Annotated in this window: 14 protein-coding genes; 7 read left to right on the top strand and 7 right to left on the bottom strand. The window is 68.8% G+C overall.

Annotated features, from left to right (window positions below; genetic code table 11):
* Positions 1 to 133 precede the first annotated feature (133 nt).
* Genes AORI_RS50065 through AORI_RS50055 form a run of 3 tightly spaced genes read left to right on the top strand, consistent with a single transcriptional unit; the run spans position 134 to position 3,615 of the window.
* Positions 134 to 985, top strand: coding sequence for a HalD/BesD family halogenase (locus AORI_RS50065; RefSeq protein WP_016332206.1), 852 nt, complete (start codon positions 134 to 136; stop codon positions 983 to 985).
* 9 nt (positions 986 to 994) lie between these two features.
* Positions 995 to 1,837, top strand: coding sequence for a class I SAM-dependent methyltransferase (locus AORI_RS50060; RefSeq protein WP_016332205.1), 843 nt, complete (start codon positions 995 to 997; stop codon positions 1,835 to 1,837).
* Positions 1,834 to 3,615, top strand: coding sequence for a choline/carnitine O-acyltransferase (locus AORI_RS50055; RefSeq protein ID WP_016332204.1), 1,782 nt, complete (start codon positions 1,834 to 1,836; stop codon positions 3,613 to 3,615). The genes AORI_RS50060 and AORI_RS50055 overlap by 4 nt, the downstream gene beginning before the upstream one ends.
* A gap of 112 nt (positions 3,616 to 3,727) precedes the next feature.
* Here AORI_RS50055 and AORI_RS50050 read toward each other — a convergent pair whose 3' ends face one another.
* Together AORI_RS50050 and AORI_RS50045 are read right to left on the bottom strand one after the other, a co-directional pair.
* On the bottom strand, positions 3,728 to 4,165 hold the full coding sequence (locus AORI_RS50050; protein WP_016332203.1) for a hypothetical protein: 438 nt from the start codon (positions 4,163 to 4,165) through the stop codon (positions 3,728 to 3,730).
* 15 nt (positions 4,166 to 4,180) lie between these two features.
* Positions 4,181 to 5,518, bottom strand: coding sequence for an LVIVD repeat-containing protein (locus tag AORI_RS50045; RefSeq protein ID WP_016332202.1), 1,338 nt, complete (start codon positions 5,516 to 5,518; stop codon positions 4,181 to 4,183).
* A 100-nt stretch (positions 5,519 to 5,618) separates the two neighbouring features.
* Between AORI_RS50045 and AORI_RS50040 the strand changes: the two genes are divergently transcribed.
* A complete protein-coding gene (locus AORI_RS50040; protein WP_016332201.1) occupies positions 5,619 to 7,061 on the top strand; it encodes a peptide ABC transporter substrate-binding protein in 1,443 nt (480 codons plus the stop codon).
* Here AORI_RS50040 and AORI_RS50035 read toward each other — a convergent pair.
* Positions 7,041 to 7,940: a LysR family transcriptional regulator gene (locus tag AORI_RS50035; protein WP_016332200.1), complete on the bottom strand. Its 900-nt coding sequence runs from the start codon at positions 7,938 to 7,940 to the stop codon at positions 7,041 to 7,043. The two genes, AORI_RS50040 and AORI_RS50035, sit on opposite strands and share 21 nt — an antisense overlap.
* 71 nt (positions 7,941 to 8,011) lie before the next feature.
* Here AORI_RS50035 and AORI_RS50030 point away from each other — a divergent pair, with 71 nt between their 5' ends.
* On the top strand, positions 8,012 to 9,046 hold the full coding sequence (locus AORI_RS50030) for an SDR family oxidoreductase (RefSeq protein ID WP_016332199.1): 1,035 nt from the start codon (positions 8,012 to 8,014) through the stop codon (positions 9,044 to 9,046).
* Between the two features lie 836 nt (positions 9,047 to 9,882).
* On the opposite strand, the gene AORI_RS50025 is transcribed toward AORI_RS50030, so the two are convergent.
* Positions 9,883 to 10,623 carry an SDR family oxidoreductase gene (locus AORI_RS50025; protein ID WP_016332198.1) on the bottom strand — a complete coding sequence of 247 codons (741 nt, stop codon included), beginning with the start codon at positions 10,621 to 10,623 and terminating at the stop codon, positions 9,883 to 9,885.
* 249 nt (positions 10,624 to 10,872) lie between these two features.
* On the opposite strand from AORI_RS50025, the gene AORI_RS50020 reads away from it, so the two are divergent.
* Positions 10,873 to 11,220 carry a YegP family protein gene (locus AORI_RS50020; RefSeq protein WP_016332197.1) on the top strand — a complete coding sequence of 116 codons (348 nt, stop codon included), beginning with the start codon at positions 10,873 to 10,875 and terminating at the stop codon, positions 11,218 to 11,220.
* Between the two features lie 156 nt (positions 11,221 to 11,376).
* Positions 11,377 to 12,468, top strand: a complete 1,092-nt coding sequence (locus AORI_RS50015) for a substrate-binding domain-containing protein (RefSeq protein ID WP_016332196.1) — start codon at positions 11,377 to 11,379, stop codon at positions 12,466 to 12,468.
* 72 nt (positions 12,469 to 12,540) lie between these two features.
* On the opposite strand, the gene AORI_RS50010 is transcribed toward AORI_RS50015, so the two are convergent.
* The 3 genes from AORI_RS50010 to AORI_RS50000 form a co-directional block, all read right to left on the bottom strand.
* The gene (locus tag AORI_RS50010; RefSeq protein WP_016332195.1) at positions 12,541 to 14,433 is read right to left on the bottom strand and encodes a S8 family peptidase; all 1,893 of its coding nucleotides are present in this window, start codon (positions 14,431 to 14,433) and stop codon (positions 12,541 to 12,543) included.
* 197 nt (positions 14,434 to 14,630) lie between these two features.
* The gene (locus tag AORI_RS50005) at positions 14,631 to 15,533 is read right to left on the bottom strand and encodes a sortase (protein ID WP_016332194.1); all 903 of its coding nucleotides are present in this window, start codon (positions 15,531 to 15,533) and stop codon (positions 14,631 to 14,633) included.
* Positions 15,530 to 17,884 (bottom strand): hypothetical protein, encoded by a 2,355-nt coding sequence (locus tag AORI_RS50000; RefSeq protein WP_016332193.1) that lies wholly within the window; start codon positions 17,882 to 17,884, stop codon positions 15,530 to 15,532. The genes AORI_RS50005 and AORI_RS50000 overlap by 4 nt, the downstream gene beginning before the upstream one ends.
* Between the last annotated feature and the right edge of the window lie 136 nt (positions 17,885 to 18,020).

Below are 18,020 nucleotides of genomic sequence, written 5' to 3'. Positions count from 1 at the left end.
AGCCACTGACGGCCTCCTGACCCGAGTCAGGAGGCCGTCACGTTGCGTGTGGCACCGCTCACAAGGCGCGGGGGTCGCGGGCGTTTTCTGTGCTAAACCCGAGAATCACTTCCGGGCAGCCGAGAGGACGTCGATGACCGCGAGCGCAGTCCAAGTGGCCGATACCGCCCGCTATCCGTTGTCCGAACCGGGAAGCCCCGCGTGGCGCGAAATCGTTTCCCGCACCCGTGCCGAACTGCGGGAAACGGGCTGCAGTGTGCTGGCCGACTTCATCCGTCCGGAATTGCGTGACGTCCTTCGCCGCGAAGGCGCGAAGATCGCTCCGGAGGCGTACGCGAAGGTCGAACGCGTCAACGCCTACAACATCGCCATCGACACTCCGCTGCCGGAAGACCATCCGGGCCGCACGATCATGGAACGCGGCAACGCTTTCGTGGCGCGCGACCGGATCCCGGCGACCGCGGTGATCCAGCAGCTGTACTCGAGCCCGGAGTTCCAGCGGTTCGTGGCCGGCTGCTTCGAACTCCCCGAGCTGCACGAACTCGCCGATCCGCTGTCCGGGCTGGTGCTCAACGTGATCGAACCGGGCCGCTCGCATCCGTGGCATTTCGACACCAACGAGTACACGGTCAGCATGCTCACGCAGGAAGCGGCCGATGGCGGTGTATTCGAATTCTGCCCGAACATCCGCTCCGAAACGGCGGAGAACTTCGACGACGTCCGTGCCGTCCTGGCCGGCGAAGGCGATCACCTGATCAGGCGGCTCACTCTCCGTCCCGGTGATCTTCAGCTGTTTCGCGGACGCTTCGCGCTGCACCGGGTGAGTAGTGTTCAAGGGGCAGTCGCCCGCCATTCCGCGATCTTCGCGTACAGCGAGCGCCCTGGGGTCATCGGCAGTCCGGAGCGGACGAGACAGCTGTTCGGCCGGGTCCTGCCGGAACACGTCGCTTCGGCGGCGGTCCGGGGCGATCAGCTGCTCGACTAAGTCAGGAGCATGGCCGTGCCTTTGGATTCGACCGGCAAGATCAATTTCGACGACATCTACACCGCTCCCGATCCACGCGCCTTCTTCGGCACCTTGCGTCCGCTGGACTACGACATCCCGCAGCAGGCGAAGGCCTACTTCGCGAAACTGATCGACGAATATCGCGCGGAAGCCGATGTCAAGGTGCCGACGGTGCTCGACCTCGGCTGTTCGTACGGCGTGAACGCGGCACTGCACCGATGCGACACGTCGATGGAACGGCTGTACGACCACTACGCGTCCGCCGCGTCGCTGAGCCGTGACGAACTGATCGCGCGCGATCGCCGGATGGTCGAGGACGACACAGTGCGCTTCATCGGTCTCGACGCCTCCGCGCCCGCGCTGGACTACGCGCTCGCAGCGGGCTTCATCGACGAAGCGATCCACGCCGATCTGGAGAGCGAAGACCCGACGGACGAACAGCGCGCGTTGCTGTCCGAGGTCGACATCGTCATCTCGACCGGCTGCGTCGGCTACGTCACCGAGAAGACCCTCGTGCGGATCGCGCGGGAAAACCGGCCATGGATGGCGCATTTCGTCCTCCGGATGTTCTCTTACGGCCCGGTCGCCGACAGCCTCGGCGAACTGGACTACGAGACGACCGGGGTCGAGGGCGTCTTCCGGCAGCGGAAGTTCGCTTCGGCTGAGGAACAGACGCAGATCCTGGACAATCTGTCCGTCGCGGGCGTCGACCCGCGTGGGCTGGAGGACGGCGGCCGGCTGTACGCGCGGCTGTTCGTCTCCCGCCCGAACGGCGCGGCGGGCGGGCTCGCCTCCGCGCTGAACGCCCTTCCCCTTCGAGATCAAGGATGATCGTGAGCAGTCCGGAACCGTCCACCCGCACGTTCGGCAACGAGGACATCCTGCCGCGGGTCCCCGTCCCCAGCCTGGAGGACACCTGCCGCCGGTTCCTCGAGTGGTGCTCGCCGCTGCTCACCCCCGGCGAGCTCGCGGAGACCGAAGGCGCCGTCGCCGAGTTCCTCGCGGCGGGAAGCCCGGCGCACGAACTGCAGAACGCGCTCGAGGCCTACGACAAGCGCGAAGACGTCCGAAGCTGGCTCGACACCTTCTGGCCGTACCGCTACCTCGGCCGTCGGGACCGGATCGCCCTCAACGCGAACTTCTTCTTCCTGTTCACCGAGTCCCCGCTGGGGCAACTGGAACGCGCGGCCGAACTGGCGGCTTCGGCGGTGGACTACAAGCTGAAGCTCGACGAGGAACTGGTGCCGCCGATCCTGCTGCGCGGTCAGCCGCAGTCGATGGTGCAGCACAAGTTCCTGTTCTCGGCGACGCGGATCCCCGGCGCCGTCCAGGACACCGCGCGCACGCCGTACCGCGAGGACTGGCCGGGGCCGTCGAGGGCGCGGCACATCGTGGTCTTCCACCGCGATACACCGTTCCGGATGGACGTCATCGCGCCCGACGGCCGCCCGTATTCCCCCGAACAGCTGGTCGCGGGGCTGCAAGCGATCGTCAAGTCGGGGAACTTCATCGACGATCCGAGGACCGCCGCCGGGCATTTCACCACCAAGGCCAGGGCCGAGTGGGCGGCGACGCGGGAAGCGTTGCTGGCGGCGGGGAACGCGGCCGCGCTCGACGACATCGAGACGGCCTTGTTCTGCCTGTGTCTGGAGGACTTCACGCCGTCGGGCACGCAGGAGGCGTGCGACCACCTGCTGCACGGCGACAGCGGGAACCGCTGGTTCGACAAGGCGGTGTCGCTGATCGTGTTCGAGGACGGCACGGCGGGGATCAACGTCGAGCACTGCGAACTGGACGGGACCACGATCCTCGGGTTCACCGACGCGCTGCTCAGCGGGGCACGGCTGGAGCGGCCGCCCGCCGACGGGGTGCCGTCGTCCGAGGTCATCGAGTTCGTCCTGGGCGACGCGCTGCGCGATGACGCCCGAGCCGCCGCGGCGGCCTTCGCCGAGTACGCCGACGCGACCGCTACGAAGACGGTGTCCTTCACCGACTTCGGTGCGAACCGGGCGAAGGAGCTCGGGATGTCCCCGGATGCCTTCGCGCAGATGGCGTACCAGCTCGCGCACAAGCGGGCGAAGGGGATCACGGGCGCGACGTACGAGTCGATCGCGACGCGGCAGTACCAGAACGGGCGCACCGAAGCGATGCGTGTGGTGACGCCCGAGGTGCTGTGGTTCGTCCAGGTGATGAACGACCCGCAGGCCGACCGCCAGACGCGCCAGGCGGCTTTCCGCGCGGCGGCCGCGAAGCACGTCACGCGGGCGAAGGAGTGCCAGGCGGGCGACGCGCCGGAGCAGCACCTGTGGGAGCTGCAACTGATCCAGAAGCGGCGTGGCGTCGAGGACTCCCCGTCGCTGTACTCGTCACCCGGCTGGCTGAAGATGCGCAACGACTACCTGAGCACCAGCTCGGCGCCGTCGGTGAACATCCGGTACTTCGGTTTCGGGTCGACCAGCCCGCAGTGCATCGGCGTCGCGTACGTGCTGCTGCCGGAGTCGTTGAACCTGTATCTGTGCACGCCGAAGCACGTGGCGCACGAGATGGAGCTGTTCGCGACGGAGCTGACCGCGGCCGTGGCGGAACTGCAGGAGTTACTGGCCTCTTGAGCGGGGCGTGAGTTGGGGCGAAGGCGTCCTTCGCCGCGTCGGATGCGGTGAAGGACGCCTTCGGCCCAGGCCGGGGCAGTGCGGCCAAGCCCACGACCGACATCGCTCCCCGCTACATGGTTGTCGAAGTGAGGAAGGCCTGTTCGGACCCCTCGGCGACGAACGCGGTCCGCGACTTGGTGGTCGTGGGCAGCGCGCAGGAAAGCCACTTCAGCCCGGACGGGAAGAGGCCCTTCAAGGATTCAGGCACCGCCGGGGAACCCGCCTGGCACTTGTAGTCGGCGAGCACCTTCGCGACGGCCTCGCGACGAAGCTTCACCACCGCGGACAGCCGGAGGTCGGACGGACCCGGCGCCGCGACCCGCCCTTCTGAGGTGCCCATCCGCTCCTCGACCCAGGACGCCTGGACGATCTCGCCGACCTCCGGGAACGTCTCGGCGACCGGCGCCGGATCGGTGTGGACGGCCACTTCCTTCGGCGGGACCGGGTCACAGGCCGCGATCAGGACGATCGCGGCCGTGATCCCCAGGATCTTCCCCATGGTGCGCATGGGGAAGATCCTGCCTCAGGCGGTGAGCTTCAGGATGTCGATTCCGCGAGTGTTGTCGGCGACATAGACGTAACCCTTGTGCCAGTACGGCGCCCACGCGCTGGCGTCCGCCGGGCGGAAGTAGGCGATCTGCTTCGGGTCGGTCGGGTCGCTGACGTCGAGGAAGCGCGTGCCCTGCGCGTAGAACGACTGCACGAGGACCTTGCCGCGGATGTCGAAGTAGTGCGCGGAGCAGTCACCCGACGCCGGGTCGCTGCCCTCCTGCCCGGCCACGCTCCAGGTGCCGACGGACTCGAGACGGAACGGCTTCTCCGGCGTCGAGCGCCAGCCTTCGCCGTTGTAGGAGTTCCGCAGCGACGAGATCGTCAGCACACCGTCACCGGCACAGCCGTCGAGGAAGCTCTCTTCGGTGGCGTAGATCAGGTCGCGGCCGCGCCAGCGGTTCGAGTCGGCGCCGTCGGCCGAGCGGTGGCCCGCCGGATGGAAGCTGTTGTGCATGAACTTCGACGGCGCCGCCGTCTCCTCGATCCCGCCGCCCGCGTACGGCACGGGGTCGAACGCCGTCGCGCGGCGCACCTTGCCCTGTACGGGATCGCGGTGGTAGCCGTTGGTCCAGTAGCCGCGGACACCGCCCCGCCCGGACACCCACGCCACACCCTCGGCGTCGACCTGGACGTCGTGCACGTAGTCGGTCTTGCCGTCGTTGCGCGCGAGTTCGATCGGGTTCGGGAACGTCTTGGGGTTGCGCGGGTCGCGGATGTCGGTCACCCAGATCGGGCGGCCGCCCCACTCCGCGGGCTGGTTCGCGGCCTTCGAGGGGCCACCGGTCCAGAGATACCGGCAGTCGTCGACGCAGCTGGTCGTGTGACCGGCGGGCACCTTGGTGTAGCTCAGGAGGACCGGTTTGTCCGGGTTCTTCAGGTCGATGATGTAGATGCCGGATTCACCGGTCTGCGTGGTGCCGCCGTAGGCACGCGGGTCCCGCGCGAGGAAGACGAGCTTGCGCTTGACGTCGACCTCGGTGTCCTCGGTCTCCCACAGGCCGGGGAGACTGACCTCGCCGATCAGCTTCGGGGCGGTGGGGTTCTTCGTCAGGTCGTAGACCTTCAGGCCGAACTCGCCGGAAACCGCCATGACGTCACGCTTGCCGTACTGCAGGAACCCCATGGCGATGGCGCCTTGCGCGTCGGGCACGTTGCCGACGGCCTTGACGTTCTTCACCGCACCGGGCGCACCGGCGACCCGGACCTTTTCGGCGGCCGGTTTGTCCTCGTCACCGCACGCGGCGGCGGGCAGGCCGGTGGCGATCAAGGTCGCGGTGACCGTGGTGAGCGCCAAACACGAACGGAGCAACCAGTTTCCTCGCACAGAAACCTCCCAGGCTGGTCCCCGCACCTTATGATCGTCACTTTGCCCGCACAACCGCCATTGGTCGGTGTGGGACTGCTATGACATGACCATGCGCTTGCGTCTTCTGGCCCCGCTCCTCGCCGCCGCCCTGGTCGCGGCGGGCTGCACCGAATCCGGCGAACCGCCCGCACCGGACGTTCTTCGCGTGAGCCTGGCCACCCCGGCGACCCTGCTGCCCGCGGACGTCCGCGACCAGTCCGGGCGGATGGTCGCCGGCGCACTGTGGACACCGCTGGCCGATTACGACCCGGCGACGGGGAAGACGGCGCCGCGGGCGGCCGAGTCGTTCTCCAGCCCCGATCGGGTCACGTGGACGGTGAAGCTCAAGGACGGCGGGAAGTTCCACGACGGCACCCCGGTGACCGCTCAGTCCTATGTGGACACCTGGAAGACGATCGGTGCGGAGCAGTGGCAGGCGTCCCGGGTGGTCAAGGATCTCCTGCGGGCCAAGGAGATCACCGCACCCGACCCGCTGACGATCCGGCTGGTACTCGACCGGCCGTCCGGACAGGTCCCGGCGCTGCTCTCCTCGCCCGCGCTGGTCCCGCTGCCCGCGTCCGCGCTGGCTTCGCGTGATTGGGCGGGCTTCGCGCAGCGGCCGGTCGGCAACGGGCCGTTCCGGTTGGACGGCGCGTGGCAGCCGTCGGGCGGCAAGCTGGTCCGGGTCGCCGACGCGCCGGGCAAGGCGCGGGTGGTCGAATTGAAGACCGGCGACGCGGCGGCACAGTACGACGAGGTCAAGGCCGGGAAGCTCGACCTGTCCACGTTCGTCCCCGGCGATCGCCACGAGGCCATGCACGCGGATTTCGCGCAGCGGCACGTGATGTGGGCCCTGCCCACCGCCGCCTACCTCGGCTTTCCGTTGAGCGCACCGCATTTCTCCGACGCGACCGTCCGGCACGGCTTCGCGCTCGGCATCGACCGCGCGGCGCTGGAGGCCGGCGCGCTCGGCAAGCAGGTGGATCCGGCGAAGTCGCTGCTGCCGCCCGCGGTCGCCCCCGGTGAACGCAGCAGCACCTGCCGCCCCTGCACGTTCGACGCCGGAGCCGGGAAATCCCTGCTGACCCAAGCGGAGTTCCCGGCCACGCCTGTCCACTTCGGACAGTCGCAGGCGAACTGGCAGCGGCCGCTCGCGGAGCAGGTCGGCAAGGCCGTCGGTGTCCCGCTCGCCGCCGAGCCCGGACAAGGACCGTTCGCGATCGACGTGGCCCTGACGACGCCGAGCCCGCAGGAAGTGCTGGCCGAGATCGTGAAGGCGACCGGTTACCAGAGTGACGGATTCGCCGACCTGCTGAAATCGGCCGAGGAGATCGACGCGGGCGAAAGCGGCGAGATCTACCGGCTGGTGGAGAACCAGTTGCTGCGGGATCTCCCGGTGGTACCGCTGTGGTCCGGGCACGGGCACGCCGTCTGGGCGGATCGGGTCGGCGACGTCAAGGCAACGACGTTCGGCGGCGTGGACCTCTCAGGGATTTCCGTGCGGTGACCCGAGGGTGCACTCACCCGCGACGACGTCGATGAAAGCTGACGTCAGCGGGTCGGGCGTGCTGCGGCAATAGGCGGCCAGCGTGCGGCGGATCGCCGGTTCGGGCCGGAGGACGCGGCCACGGAAGCCTTCGGGCAGCACGTTGGCCGGGACCAGCGCGGGGCCGAGGCCCGCCGCCGCGAGCATCGGCGCGGCCGCGCTCTGCTCGGTGCGGACCGCGGCCCTCGGCTGGAATCCCGCGGCGGCGCAGGCCTGGTCGACGAGGTCGGCCAGCCCGTTGCCCGGCGCGTAGTGCACCCACGCGCAGTCGGCGAGGGTCGCCAGGTCGACGACGCCGGTGCCGTCGTCCTCGCGCGGCCCGTCGATCGGCAGGACGACGACGAACTCCTCGACCCCGAGTTCGCGCACCGGACCGTCCCAGTCCGGCGGGACCGGGCCGACCGCGACGTCGGCCTCTCCTGCCGCCATCGCCTCCCTGAGTTCGTCCGCGTGCCGGAACTCCACCAGCCGGACGTCGACGTCGGGCCGCTCGCGGCGCCACACCCGCAACGCCGAGGGCAGCACCCCGAGGCCGACCGAATAGACCGTCGCGATCTGCAGTTCGCCCGCTTCCAGCCCCGACGCCTGCCGGGCCGCGCACCGCGCGCGTTCGGCGTCGGCGAGCGTGGCGCGCGCGTGCGGCAGCATGGCGCGGCCCATCGGGGTGAGCCGGACGCTGCGCGGCAACCGTTCGAGCAGCGGGCCGCCGACGCCCTTCTCCAGCGCGCGCACCTGATGCGACAGCGCGGGCTGCGTAACGTGCAGCAACTCGGCGGCCTTGGTGAAGGAGCCGGTGTCGACGACGGTCACCAGGTATTCGAGCTGCCGCAGACTGGTCATGAAGAGAGTTTATCGGAGCCGTGAGATCTATGCCTTGGACTTATCCCTGAGCCTGGTCCAGGCTCGGAGACATGAACGAAGAACGCAAGGTCGCCCTGGTCGCCGGGGCCAACGGGGTCATCGGCAAGAACCTGATCGCACACCTGGAGACCCTGCCCGGCTGGCGCGTCATCGGCCTGTCGCGGCGCGGCGGCCCCGGCCAGATCGCGGTCGACCTGCTCGACGCGGACGACACCCGCGCGAAGCTCGGCGGCCTGGACGACGTCACGCACGTGTTCTACGCGGCCTATGTCGACAAGCCGACCTGGGCCGAACTGGTCCCGCCGAACCTGGCGATGCTGACCAACCTCGTCGATGCGATCGAACCCGTGGCGCCCGGCCTGCGGCACATCAGCCTCATGCAGGGTTACAAGGTCTACGGCGCCCACCTCGGCCCGTTCAAGACCCCGGCGCGCGAGGACGACGCCGGGCACATGCCGCCCGAGTTCAACGTGGACCAGCAGCAGTTCCTGGAGAAGCGACAGGCCGGGAAAGCCTGGACGTGGTCCGCGATCCGGCCGTCGGTGGTCGGCGGGACCGCGCTGGGCAACCCGATGAACCTGGCGCTGGCCATCGCGGTCTACGCGTCGATCTCGAAGGAACTCGGCCTGCCGCTGCGGTTCCCCGGAAAACCCGGCGCGTACGACAGCCTCCTGGAGATGACCGACGCCGGACTGCTGGCGAAGGCCACCGTGTGGGCCACCGGCTCGGAGAACGAGGCGTACAACATCGCGAACGGGGATCTGTTCCGGTGGAACGACCTCTGGCCGCGGATCGCGCGCTACTTCGACCTGGAGGTGGCGCCGCCGCTGCCGATGTCGCTGAACGTCGTCATGGCGGACAAGGAACAACTCTGGACCTCCATCGCCGCGAAGTACGGCCTCGAAGTGCCGTACAGCGCAGTTTCGTCGTCGTGGGCGTTCGCGGACTTCGTGTTCGGCTGGGATTACGACATGTTCGCGGACGGCTCGAAGGCACGGCGGGCCGGTTTCCACGAGTACGCCGAGACGCCGGAGATGTTCTTCCGGCTGTTCGACGAGTTCCGGAAGGCGAAGGTGATCCCGTGAGGGCCTAGGGATTCCGGGAGTGGTCGCCGGCCAGCGGGTGTCGCGAAAGCCACTTTCGCGACACAGGCGCCGGAGGCGAGGTGGTCGGCGCGGGTAAGTGACCGGGGCCGAAGGCTCCCTTCACCGCATTAGACGCGGCGAAGGGAGCCTTCACCCCACCAGCGACCCGCCCGCGACCACGACACCTTGCCTTACCGCTCAATAACCCAATGCCACGTGGCTCAAGGTGATCTTTAGCGGTGATCTTCAGCGGTTGCCGGTCTGATCGGTCAAGCCGGATAAGGTCACCGGTAGCGGGTCGGGGCACGACTGTCCACAAGTGACGCCAGTCCGGATCAGGTTGCCCGATTTGGGCGCTTTGTGCAGTTTCAGGTGGGTGTCGTGAGTGGCAAAGAGGGTTAGAACGACCTTTGCCACTCACGACCCCTCGAAAGAATCGCCCATGTCGTCACTAATCAGACATTCAGCCGCCGAGAAGTGACCACAGTGGACACTGGGGGCATGGCCGACTCCCGTCAGCCCTGACAACCGGGCGCTTACCCTGCGACAACCGTCACTACTCGATCAAGACCCGTCCAAGATCAACCTAAGCTACGTGGCATTGGGTTCTATTGAGGAGTAAGTCAAGGTGTGTGATGGAGTCCGCGGCGCGAGCGGGCTTGCCGCCGAAGACCCATCACGCCACCTTTGACGTTCCCCTCAATAGATGTCCCGAAAGTGGCTTTCGCGACAAGCGCTCCACTGCGGACCAGGAGAGGCCGGGGTGAAGGACGCCTTCCCCGCATCCGACGCGACGAAAGCGCCCTTCACCGCGTGAGATGCGGGGAAAGTCCCCTTCAGCCGCGCCCGATGTACGGCATCGTGGTCGCCGTGACGGTCAGGAACTGGACGTTCGCGTCCAGCGGCAGCCCGGCCATGTACAGCACGGCGTCCGCGACGTGCCGGGCGTCGAAGGTCGGCTCGGCCTTGACGCTGCCGTCGGCCTGCGGGATCCCGTCGGCCATCCGCAGCGTCATCTCGGTGGCGGCGTTGCCGATGTCGATCTGTCCACATGCGACGTTCCAGGCGCGGCCGTCGAGGGAGATCGACTTCGTCAGCCCGGTGACCGCGTGTTTCGTCGCGGTATAGGCGACGGACGCGGGGCGCGGGGCGTGCGCGGAGATGGAGCCGTTGTTGATGATCCGGCCGCCGCGCGGGTCCTGCGCCTTCATCAGCCGCACGGCCTGCTGCGCGCACAGGAACATCCCGGTCAGGTTGGTGTCGACGGCGCGTTTCCAGTCCGCGAAGGACAGTTCGTCGACCGTCCCGCCCACCGACACCCCCGCGTTGTTCACCAGGAGATCCAGGCGCCCCCACTCCGCGCGGACCGTCTCGAGCAAGGCGGCGACGGAATCGGGGTCGGCGACGTCGGTGGGCACGGAGAGCGCGTCCGCGGCGCCGCCGGCGGTCTCGGCCAGCGCGTCCGCGCGGCGTCCGGCGAGGGCGACCCGGTAACCGGCGCCGAGCAACGCGCGGGAGATCTCCCTGCCGAGCCCGGAACCCGCCCCGGTGACGACCGCGATCCTGCCGTTGCCCATCGATCCTCCTCGCAGACCGTGCCGGACCGGACCGGCACGGTGATTGTTCTCCGATTACCCGCGTCCGTTCAGGCTAGCGCGCCGCCGCCGGGGGAAAACGTTCACCCGGCGGCCGTCGCGCCTTAAGCGAATCCGGTAACCCCTTCACCACATCGAGGCGATTCACGGGATGTGACCAGGGGGAATTCAGCACCGAAGAATCCACGCTTTCAACTCGTCCAGACCGGTGAGCAGACCCTTCGATGGCGGTTGCTCGGCGGCAACAACGTGTCGCTGGGTTCGGCGCCCGACGACTATCCGCGAGCCGAGGAATGCCTTGTCGCGATCGCTTGGCTCAGCGCGCACGTTTCCGAATTGACCAGCGATTTCAGTCATCTCAGCGGCGGCCGCTGGCGGTGGCGGCTGCATACCGGCGACCGGCTCGTCGCGATCGCCAGCCATGCCTACGGACGGCGTATCGAGGCCCAGCGCGGTCTCGACCGGTTCCGCTCGGCCACCACCGAAGCGTCCATCGGCGAAGGAATCGAGACGATCGCCGATTGGCGCCGGAAATACCGTCGCGATTCCGGCGGACATTCACCGAATCGTTCTCCGTGACGGCCGATCACGGAAAGTGCGTTCCCCGGAGATTAACCACCATGACGTCGGGCGGGAACGCGAAGCACCGCCGCCGGACAGTGTTGCGGAGCGAGGATTGTGCCAAGTCACGGAATCCCGCGACTACTTGGGGACTAGAGAAAGAGTGCAAACAAGATGCGTGCTCGTACCACTCGGTTTCTCGGCGCCACCGCGATCGCCGCGTGTGCCTGCCTCACCCTGACCGGCACCGCCTCGGCGGTCGCCCCGGCCAACGGCCTCGAAGACGTCCTGGCCGCGGCGGGCTCGGACACCACCGTCGACATCACCGGCGCGATCCTGGCCAACGCCAACGGCGCCGCCTGGAACACCGACCCCGACAACCACGTCAACATCCCGCCGCTGCTCGCCGGGGGTACGACGTTCACCGTTCCCGGTGACCTGTACGCCGACCAGGTCGTCTACAACACCACGACCACCCTGCCGCCGAACGGTTCTTCCCAGGGCAAGGCCGCGCTCAAGGCCTCCGGCGACGCGGGTGACGGCAAGATCGACATCGCGCGGTCGTCGTCGCCCCGCGGCTCGTCCGACCCCGCGTCGTTCGAGTACTACGCCTTCGCCACCGACGGTGTCACCTGGTCCTCCTCGGCGACCGGTTCGGGTGCGGGCCTGTCCCTCACGCTGGCGCAGCTGCGCGGCATCTACGACGGCTCCATCACCAACTGGAACCAGGTCGGTGGCGCCAACGCCGCCATCGTCGTCTACCTCCCCCAGACCGGCTCCGGCACGCTGAGCTTCTTCACCACCACCGTCCTCGGCTTCGACCCGACCACCAAGCCGGTCACCATCAAGCGGTTCCAGGAGCACGACGGCACCTCGATCCCCGCCGCCGACCGCGCCAACGCGATCGCCCCGTTCTCCATCGCGCAGTGGATCGCCCAGGGCAACGCGGTGACCGCGGACAAGCGCGCGGGCTTCACCGTGAACCCGCTGACCGGTGCCGGCTTCAACGGTTCCCCGGTCGCCGGCTCGGCCGGTAACTACACCCCGGCCTTCACCACGGCGTTCCTGGGCTCGCGCAGCGTCTACCACGTCCTCGACACCCGCACGCCGAGCTACGACCAGGCCCAGCGCGCCGTCGGCTTCGCCGCCGGTGACACCGCCGCGACCGCCAGCCCGCTGTGCGGCGGCCAGCTCGCCACCACCATCAAGCGGTACGGCTTCCTGACCGTGTCGGGCCCGAACGGCCTGTCCTGCGTCAAGTCCTGACCCCCTCCTAGCGCGTGAAGGCCCCCTTTCCTCTGCTGAGCCGAGGGAAGGGGGCCTTCACGCGCTACGGGACTACTTCGGGGCGACGCCCAGTGCGGCGAGCGCCGGGCCGGTCATGATCACGCCCGCGCCGGTGACCGGGTCGAAGCCCGGGGCACCGAGGTCGATCGCGGTCGACACGAGCGCGTTGCGGATCTCCGCCGGGGTCGCGGCCGGCTTGCCCTGCTTGAGCAGCGCGGCGATGGCGGCGGCGCTCGGCGCGGCGGCCGAAGTGCCGAAGAAGGGCTGGAAACCGCTCACCGAGGTCGCGACGCCGTCGGCCGCGGTGATGTCCGGCTTGTTCCGCGTCGCACCACCGGTCGACGACACGTTGCCGGGGGTGATCACCGAACCGTCCGGGTTGTAGAACTGGTGACGGCGACCGTCCGAAGTGAACCGCTCCCACTTGCTGGCGGCGGTGAACAGGCCCGGGTACGGACCGGCCGGGTTCGCCGGGTCACCGGCTTCGAGCGCGCGGCCGAAGGCACCGGCGGCCGGGGCGGCCGCGACGCTGAAGGCGTTGACCGCCGCCGAGTGGCCGGACGTGACGCCGTTGGTGCTGAAGGCTTTCAGGTCACCCGAGGCGACGAAGCGGCCGCGGATCACGTTGAGCGCGATGAACCGGTCGGAGCCGCTGTATTTGACCACGGCGACCTTGAAGCCCGAGCCGCTGGCCGGGACCTGGGCGATCTCGTACGGGTTCTGGGTGCCGTTCTGCGCGCCCTCGCTGGAGGCGACGACCGCACCGGACGAGTTCAGCACGAACAGGTCGTAGTCGCTGGTGGCCTTGCCCCACGGGTCGGACCAGAACAGGGTGACGTAGCGGCCGACCGAGTTCGGCGAAAGCGCGTTGTACAGCTGGGTCGTGGCGCTCGGGTCGAAGTCGTGCGGCGTGCCGGTGATCCCGGAGATCTTGCTGCTGGAGCCGCGGAAGTCGCCTTCGTAGTAGCCGCTGGTGCCGTCGGTCAGGTTGCCCGAGTTCCCCGCGGAGGAGAAGTAGAGCGCGCCGTTCGCGGTCACGTCGTTGACGGCCTGCGCGACCGGGCCGTCCTGGAACGGCGACTCGTCGAAGTAGGAGACGTCGTCGACGATGATCGTGCACTTGCCGGTGTTCCGCAGGGCGCGGATGTTGTCGGCGAAGCTCTGCTCGCTGGTGAACGCGGTGGCGAAACCGAGCGCGGCGCCGGGCGCCATGTCGTGGATGATCTCCAGCATCGCGGTGCCCTCGTCACCGCTGCCCGCCTGGCCGGGGAGGACGTCGACGGCGGGGAGCTCGCCGGCGGTCTGGGACGCCTTCAGCGACTTGATGCCGTCGGAAAGCACGCAGACCTTCTGGCCCGCGCCGGTGACGCCGTACTTCGTGCGGGCGGTGTCGTTGCCGTGCGCCTTGTCGCCCTCGGCGACCTGCAGCGCGGCGGCGGTCTGCTTGACCGCGGCCTGCCGCCGGTCCTGCGGCGCGGATTCGTTCCAGGTCATGGCCTGCGAAGCGGCCTTGACCTCGGCGACGTCCCCGCGTCCGGCGATCGCGTCGACGGCGTTCAGGGGGAGGTCTGCGCGGATCGCGCCGGCGGGCGAGGCGTAACGGACGGTGCCGCCCGCCGCCTTGACAGCGTCCACCAGGGACTGTCCGGCGCCCTTGATGTCCACCGCGACCGTGCCGGCGTCGCTGACGCCCAGCCCGGTCCGGTACTCGGGCAGCTTGCCGGCCAGGCCCTTGTCGGCCCGCAGGCGCTTCTCGACGACGAGCTGGCTCGACTGCTTGCGCTCAGCCGGGGTAAGGCTCTTCTTGATGCTCTGCAGGGCGCTGATCCCGGCCTGGGTGCGCACCTCTTCCGACGGCTGGGCACCCGAAACCGCCGTCGACAGCAGCAAAGCACCGACCGCGACCGGAACCGAGCATGTGACCACCCGGCTGAATCTGCTCATTGAATTCTCTCCCTGTTCCCACACGGCACAGCCCGTGACAGGAATTCCTTCGGCCGCCCGAATGAATTACCCCTGACCGGGTGTAATGGGGAGAATCTAAAGAGCGATCAGTGAGGAGTCCACCGACCAAAGTCGGTATCGGGGGAAGATCCACATCGTGGGAGTGATTTCGGTCCGAAAAGACCGAAATCAGACTCCTAAGCCCAAGCGGGAAACAGTCGCCAAAGCGCCAAAGCCGCCAGTGACGCCAGGGTGAGCAGCACCGGGCCGGTGATGACGTAGGTGGAAACCGGCCGCCACCGGCGGTAGAGGAACGTCGCCCCGGCCGCGGCCGCCACGAACCCGCCGAAGGCCAGCACGAGCCCGGCCCACGCGTCGCCGTCGCCGGTCCGGCCGTCCTGCGTGTCCGCCTTGCCGTTCTGCTGGGTGGGCCGGAACGGCCTGCCCTCCAGCACCGCGGTCACCACGGTCGCTTCCGCCGCCGCCAGCGGCCACCACGACGCCGACGTCACCAAGGTCAGCCGGTCGTTCTGGGTCTTGCCGTAGTCGGCTCCCTCGTCGAGCGGACGGATGGCCTTCTCGGTCACCCGGTAGACGGACTTGCCCTGGGTCGTCGCGACGACTATCTCGTCACCGGGCTCCAGCGCGTCCAGCGAACCGAACGGCCCGCCGTAACCCGCGTTGCGCGCCACGATCGCGGCGTTGCCCGGCTGCCCCGGCCCGGCGGTGCCCGGCACGTGGCCAGGCCCGGACGCGGTTTCGCCGCTCGACGCGCCTTCGACGACGACCTGCTGCACCTTCAGCGCGGGGATCTCCAGCACCGCGACCGGCTTGCCGAACTCGACCGGTTCGGTGGGCGGAGCGGCGCCGAAGAGGCTTTGACTGGCCCCCAGCGCCAGGCCGATCTCGCCGCGGATCTCGCCCAGCGCCTTCCGCTGGTCGCTCGCCTGAAGCATCGGACCCAGCGCGTAGACGACCAGCGCCAGCGCCACCAACGTGGTGACCAGCCAGGCGGCCAGGACGGCGCCGATCCATCCAGGGCCGAAATACAGGAAGCGGGTTTCCGGTTCGCCTTGTCTCTCTTCGACGGTGGTGCTCACGCCGCGCCTCCGGCCGTCTTCCGCCGCAGGAGACCGAAGAGCATCGAGAACGCGGCGGCGATCTCGGCCAGCGCGACGACCAGCCACCTCGGCACCGGGCGCCCGGCGGCGACGTACGCCGTCGCGGACGGGAGCGTCGCCAGGATCACCAGCGCCACCAAGGGAACGAGCGCGCCCAGCACCCCGGCCCCGGCGAACTTCGGGATGTCGATCGACTCGGCGAGATTCTTGGCCGCCAGCACGCTTTCCGGGGTCGGAGCGGCCGCGGCGGCGGGTCCGGTTGCGGCCGCGGGCGACGACGTCCCGGCCGGTGAACCCGTTCCCCCGGAGGGACCGGTCAGCGAGGAATTGGCGGCCGTCGTGGCGCCGGCGCCACCCGCGGGTGGCGGATTCTTCGCTTCTTCCCTTTCCTGGCAAGCTTCTTGGACCGTCCCGGTGCCGATCTTGGCCACTCGCGCGGGAACGGTGGCCGCCAGGCCGGGGCTCAACGGGGTCATCCCCGGCGGGAGCAGAGACTGGCCGAAGCCGCTCGCCAGCCCGGCGACCGCCTTCAGCTGAGCCTGCTTCTCGGTCATCGGCTTGCAGGTCGCGTCGATCAGCGGATTGACCGGCGCGGCCAGGTACTCCACGAAGGTCAGCGGATACGCGCCGTCCTTGGTCGCGGTGCCCGGCTGCACGGTCCCGTCCGCGCCGACCCGCATCGAATCGGCGGCCAGCTGCAGGCTTTCCTTGGTCGGTGCGACGAAGTTCCCCTTGCCGTCCGGGACCGCGACCGGTGCCCAGCCATAGGCCCTCGCCGTCGCGAGATCGGTGATCACCCAGCTCATACAGCCGCCGGTGCAGACGAATCCCGTTCCCACGACACCGTTCTGCACCGTCTTGCGCACGGCGAGCTGACCGGTTTTCGCGTCGACGTTGTGCAGCGAAAAGGCGCCGGGGTCGAGCGCGTTCAGATCGGAGATCACCCCAGGCGACTTCCCGTCCAGCTCACCGAAGTATTCCTTTCCCTTCTTCGGGAACACCCAGGCCGACGGCGCGGCCTCCGCGAGCACCTTGCTCAACGCGAACGGGACGGTGCCCGGTCCGGATTCCCCGGTCACCCCGAAAAAGTCCAGGCTCTCGGCGCCCGCCCTCGCCCTGGCCGCGTTCGCCTCGTTCTCTCTCGTGACGGAGACGAGCCCGGGATTGCGGCCGACGAGCGGGGAGCCGTTCCGGAAGATGCCGCCCCGGCCGTCGAGATCGGGTTCCTGCCCGCCCTTGGTGATCATGTTCGCGAGTTCGTCGTGGGTGAACCGCAGGGTGCCGGTGAACTTCGCGTTGAGCGAGTTCCCGTTGTCGTCGATGTCGGTGGGCGACCAGCCGACGGCGGCCACGACGGCCGCGTTGATCCCGACCGGGATGTACTGCCGGTCCCGGACGGTCTGGGTGGCGAGCGCGTTCCCGCTGCCGGTGACGACGAGATCCGAGGTGCCCTTGTCGAAAGCGGTCAGGCCGGCGTTCTCCGTCTCGCTCACGATGTTGAGCGGCTGCTCGGCCTGGGTGGGCGCGCAGAGCGCCTGGTTCCAGGCGACCGCGGCCCGGCCGAGCCGCTCCGGCATGCTGGCGCCGAGCGTGTGCTGACCGGCGCCCTTGCACCCCTTGACGCCGAGCTCCTGCTGCGACGGCGTGAAGTGGATCGAGCTGTCGATCCAGGTCACGAACGCGCCGTCCGCGTTCTTCGCGGTGATCGTGACCGCGATCGCACAGGGATTGTTCTCGTCGCACCGGAACGAATACTTGTTGCGGGTCTTCGCACCGGTCGCCGGATCGACGACGTCGGGATTGGCCGCCCAGGAAACCGTGGGCGGCTTGTCCGCCTGACCTTCCGCGTTCTTGTTGAAGGTGGTGTACAGCGGATCCCAGATGATCGGTTTCGGGGTGGAGGAACCGAGCGGGATCTGGGTGTCGACGACGATGTCGCCGGTTCTGCTGCTGCGGCGGCCGGTGGCACTGTCCATATGCGCCGCGTTCGCGATGAACTCGTCCTTCAATCCTCCGCAGTAGGCGTTGACCCGCGCGTTGACGGAAGTCTCCCGATTCCACGGCGGCCTCGCGGCGACCTTGATCAAATTGTCCGGCAGGACCGCGGGGCAGACCTTCAGTGACGCTTGCGCACCGCTCGCCAATCCCGAGATCGTGAGCCGCACCGGGTCGCCGTTGCGGGCCGCCGACAGATCGGCGGGCTCGGTTTTGAGGGTGTACGGCGGATTCGACGGCGCTTGCGCCTGCGCCGCGGGGACGGCCACTCCCGTGACCATCAGCACCCCGCAGATCAGCAAGATCCCGACTTGTCTCGCACGGACGAAGAACACGGACGACCCCCAGGGTGCGCGGGCATACGGCGGAGAGCGGGACTCGATCACGAGCCGCGCCGAAACCAACGTCCCCGAGTCGCCCGTTCGGGGTCAACCGCACCCGGACCCGCCCCGGCACAGATTCACACGCGCC

Origin of the sequence: Amycolatopsis keratiniphila, from assembly GCF_000400635.2 — a bacterium.
Lineage (GTDB): Bacteria > Actinomycetota > Actinomycetes > Mycobacteriales > Pseudonocardiaceae > Amycolatopsis > Amycolatopsis keratiniphila.
The sequence above is the reverse complement of the archived record's forward strand: the minus strand, read 5'-3'. Positions and strand labels throughout refer to the sequence as shown.

Bases quoted from the DNA above. Each gene is read 5' to 3' on its own strand.
- AORI_RS50010 (WP_016332195.1), bottom strand. From the start codon at position 14,433: ATGAGCAGATTCAGCCGGGTGGTCACATGCTCGGTTCCGGTCGCGGTC.
- AORI_RS50040 (WP_016332201.1), top strand. From the start codon at position 5,619: ATGACCATGCGCTTGCGTCTTCTGGCCCCGCTCCTCGCCGCCGCCCTG.
- AORI_RS50055 (WP_016332204.1), top strand. From the start codon at position 1,834: ATGATCGTGAGCAGTCCGGAACCGTCCACCCGCACGTTCGGCAACGAG.
- AORI_RS50060 (WP_016332205.1), top strand. From the start codon at position 995: ATGGCCGTGCCTTTGGATTCGACCGGCAAGATCAATTTCGACGACATC.
- AORI_RS50065 (WP_016332206.1), top strand. From the start codon at position 134: ATGACCGCGAGCGCAGTCCAAGTGGCCGATACCGCCCGCTATCCGTTG.
- AORI_RS50025 (WP_016332198.1), bottom strand. From the start codon at position 10,623: ATGGGCAACGGCAGGATCGCGGTCGTCACCGGGGCGGGTTCCGGGCTC.
- AORI_RS50030 (WP_016332199.1), top strand. From the start codon at position 8,012: ATGAACGAAGAACGCAAGGTCGCCCTGGTCGCCGGGGCCAACGGGGTC.
- AORI_RS50050 (WP_016332203.1), bottom strand. From the start codon at position 4,165: ATGCGCACCATGGGGAAGATCCTGGGGATCACGGCCGCGATCGTCCTG.
- AORI_RS50015 (WP_016332196.1), top strand. From the start codon at position 11,377: ATGCGTGCTCGTACCACTCGGTTTCTCGGCGCCACCGCGATCGCCGCG.
- AORI_RS50035 (WP_016332200.1), bottom strand. From the start codon at position 7,940: ATGACCAGTCTGCGGCAGCTCGAATACCTGGTGACCGTCGTCGACACC.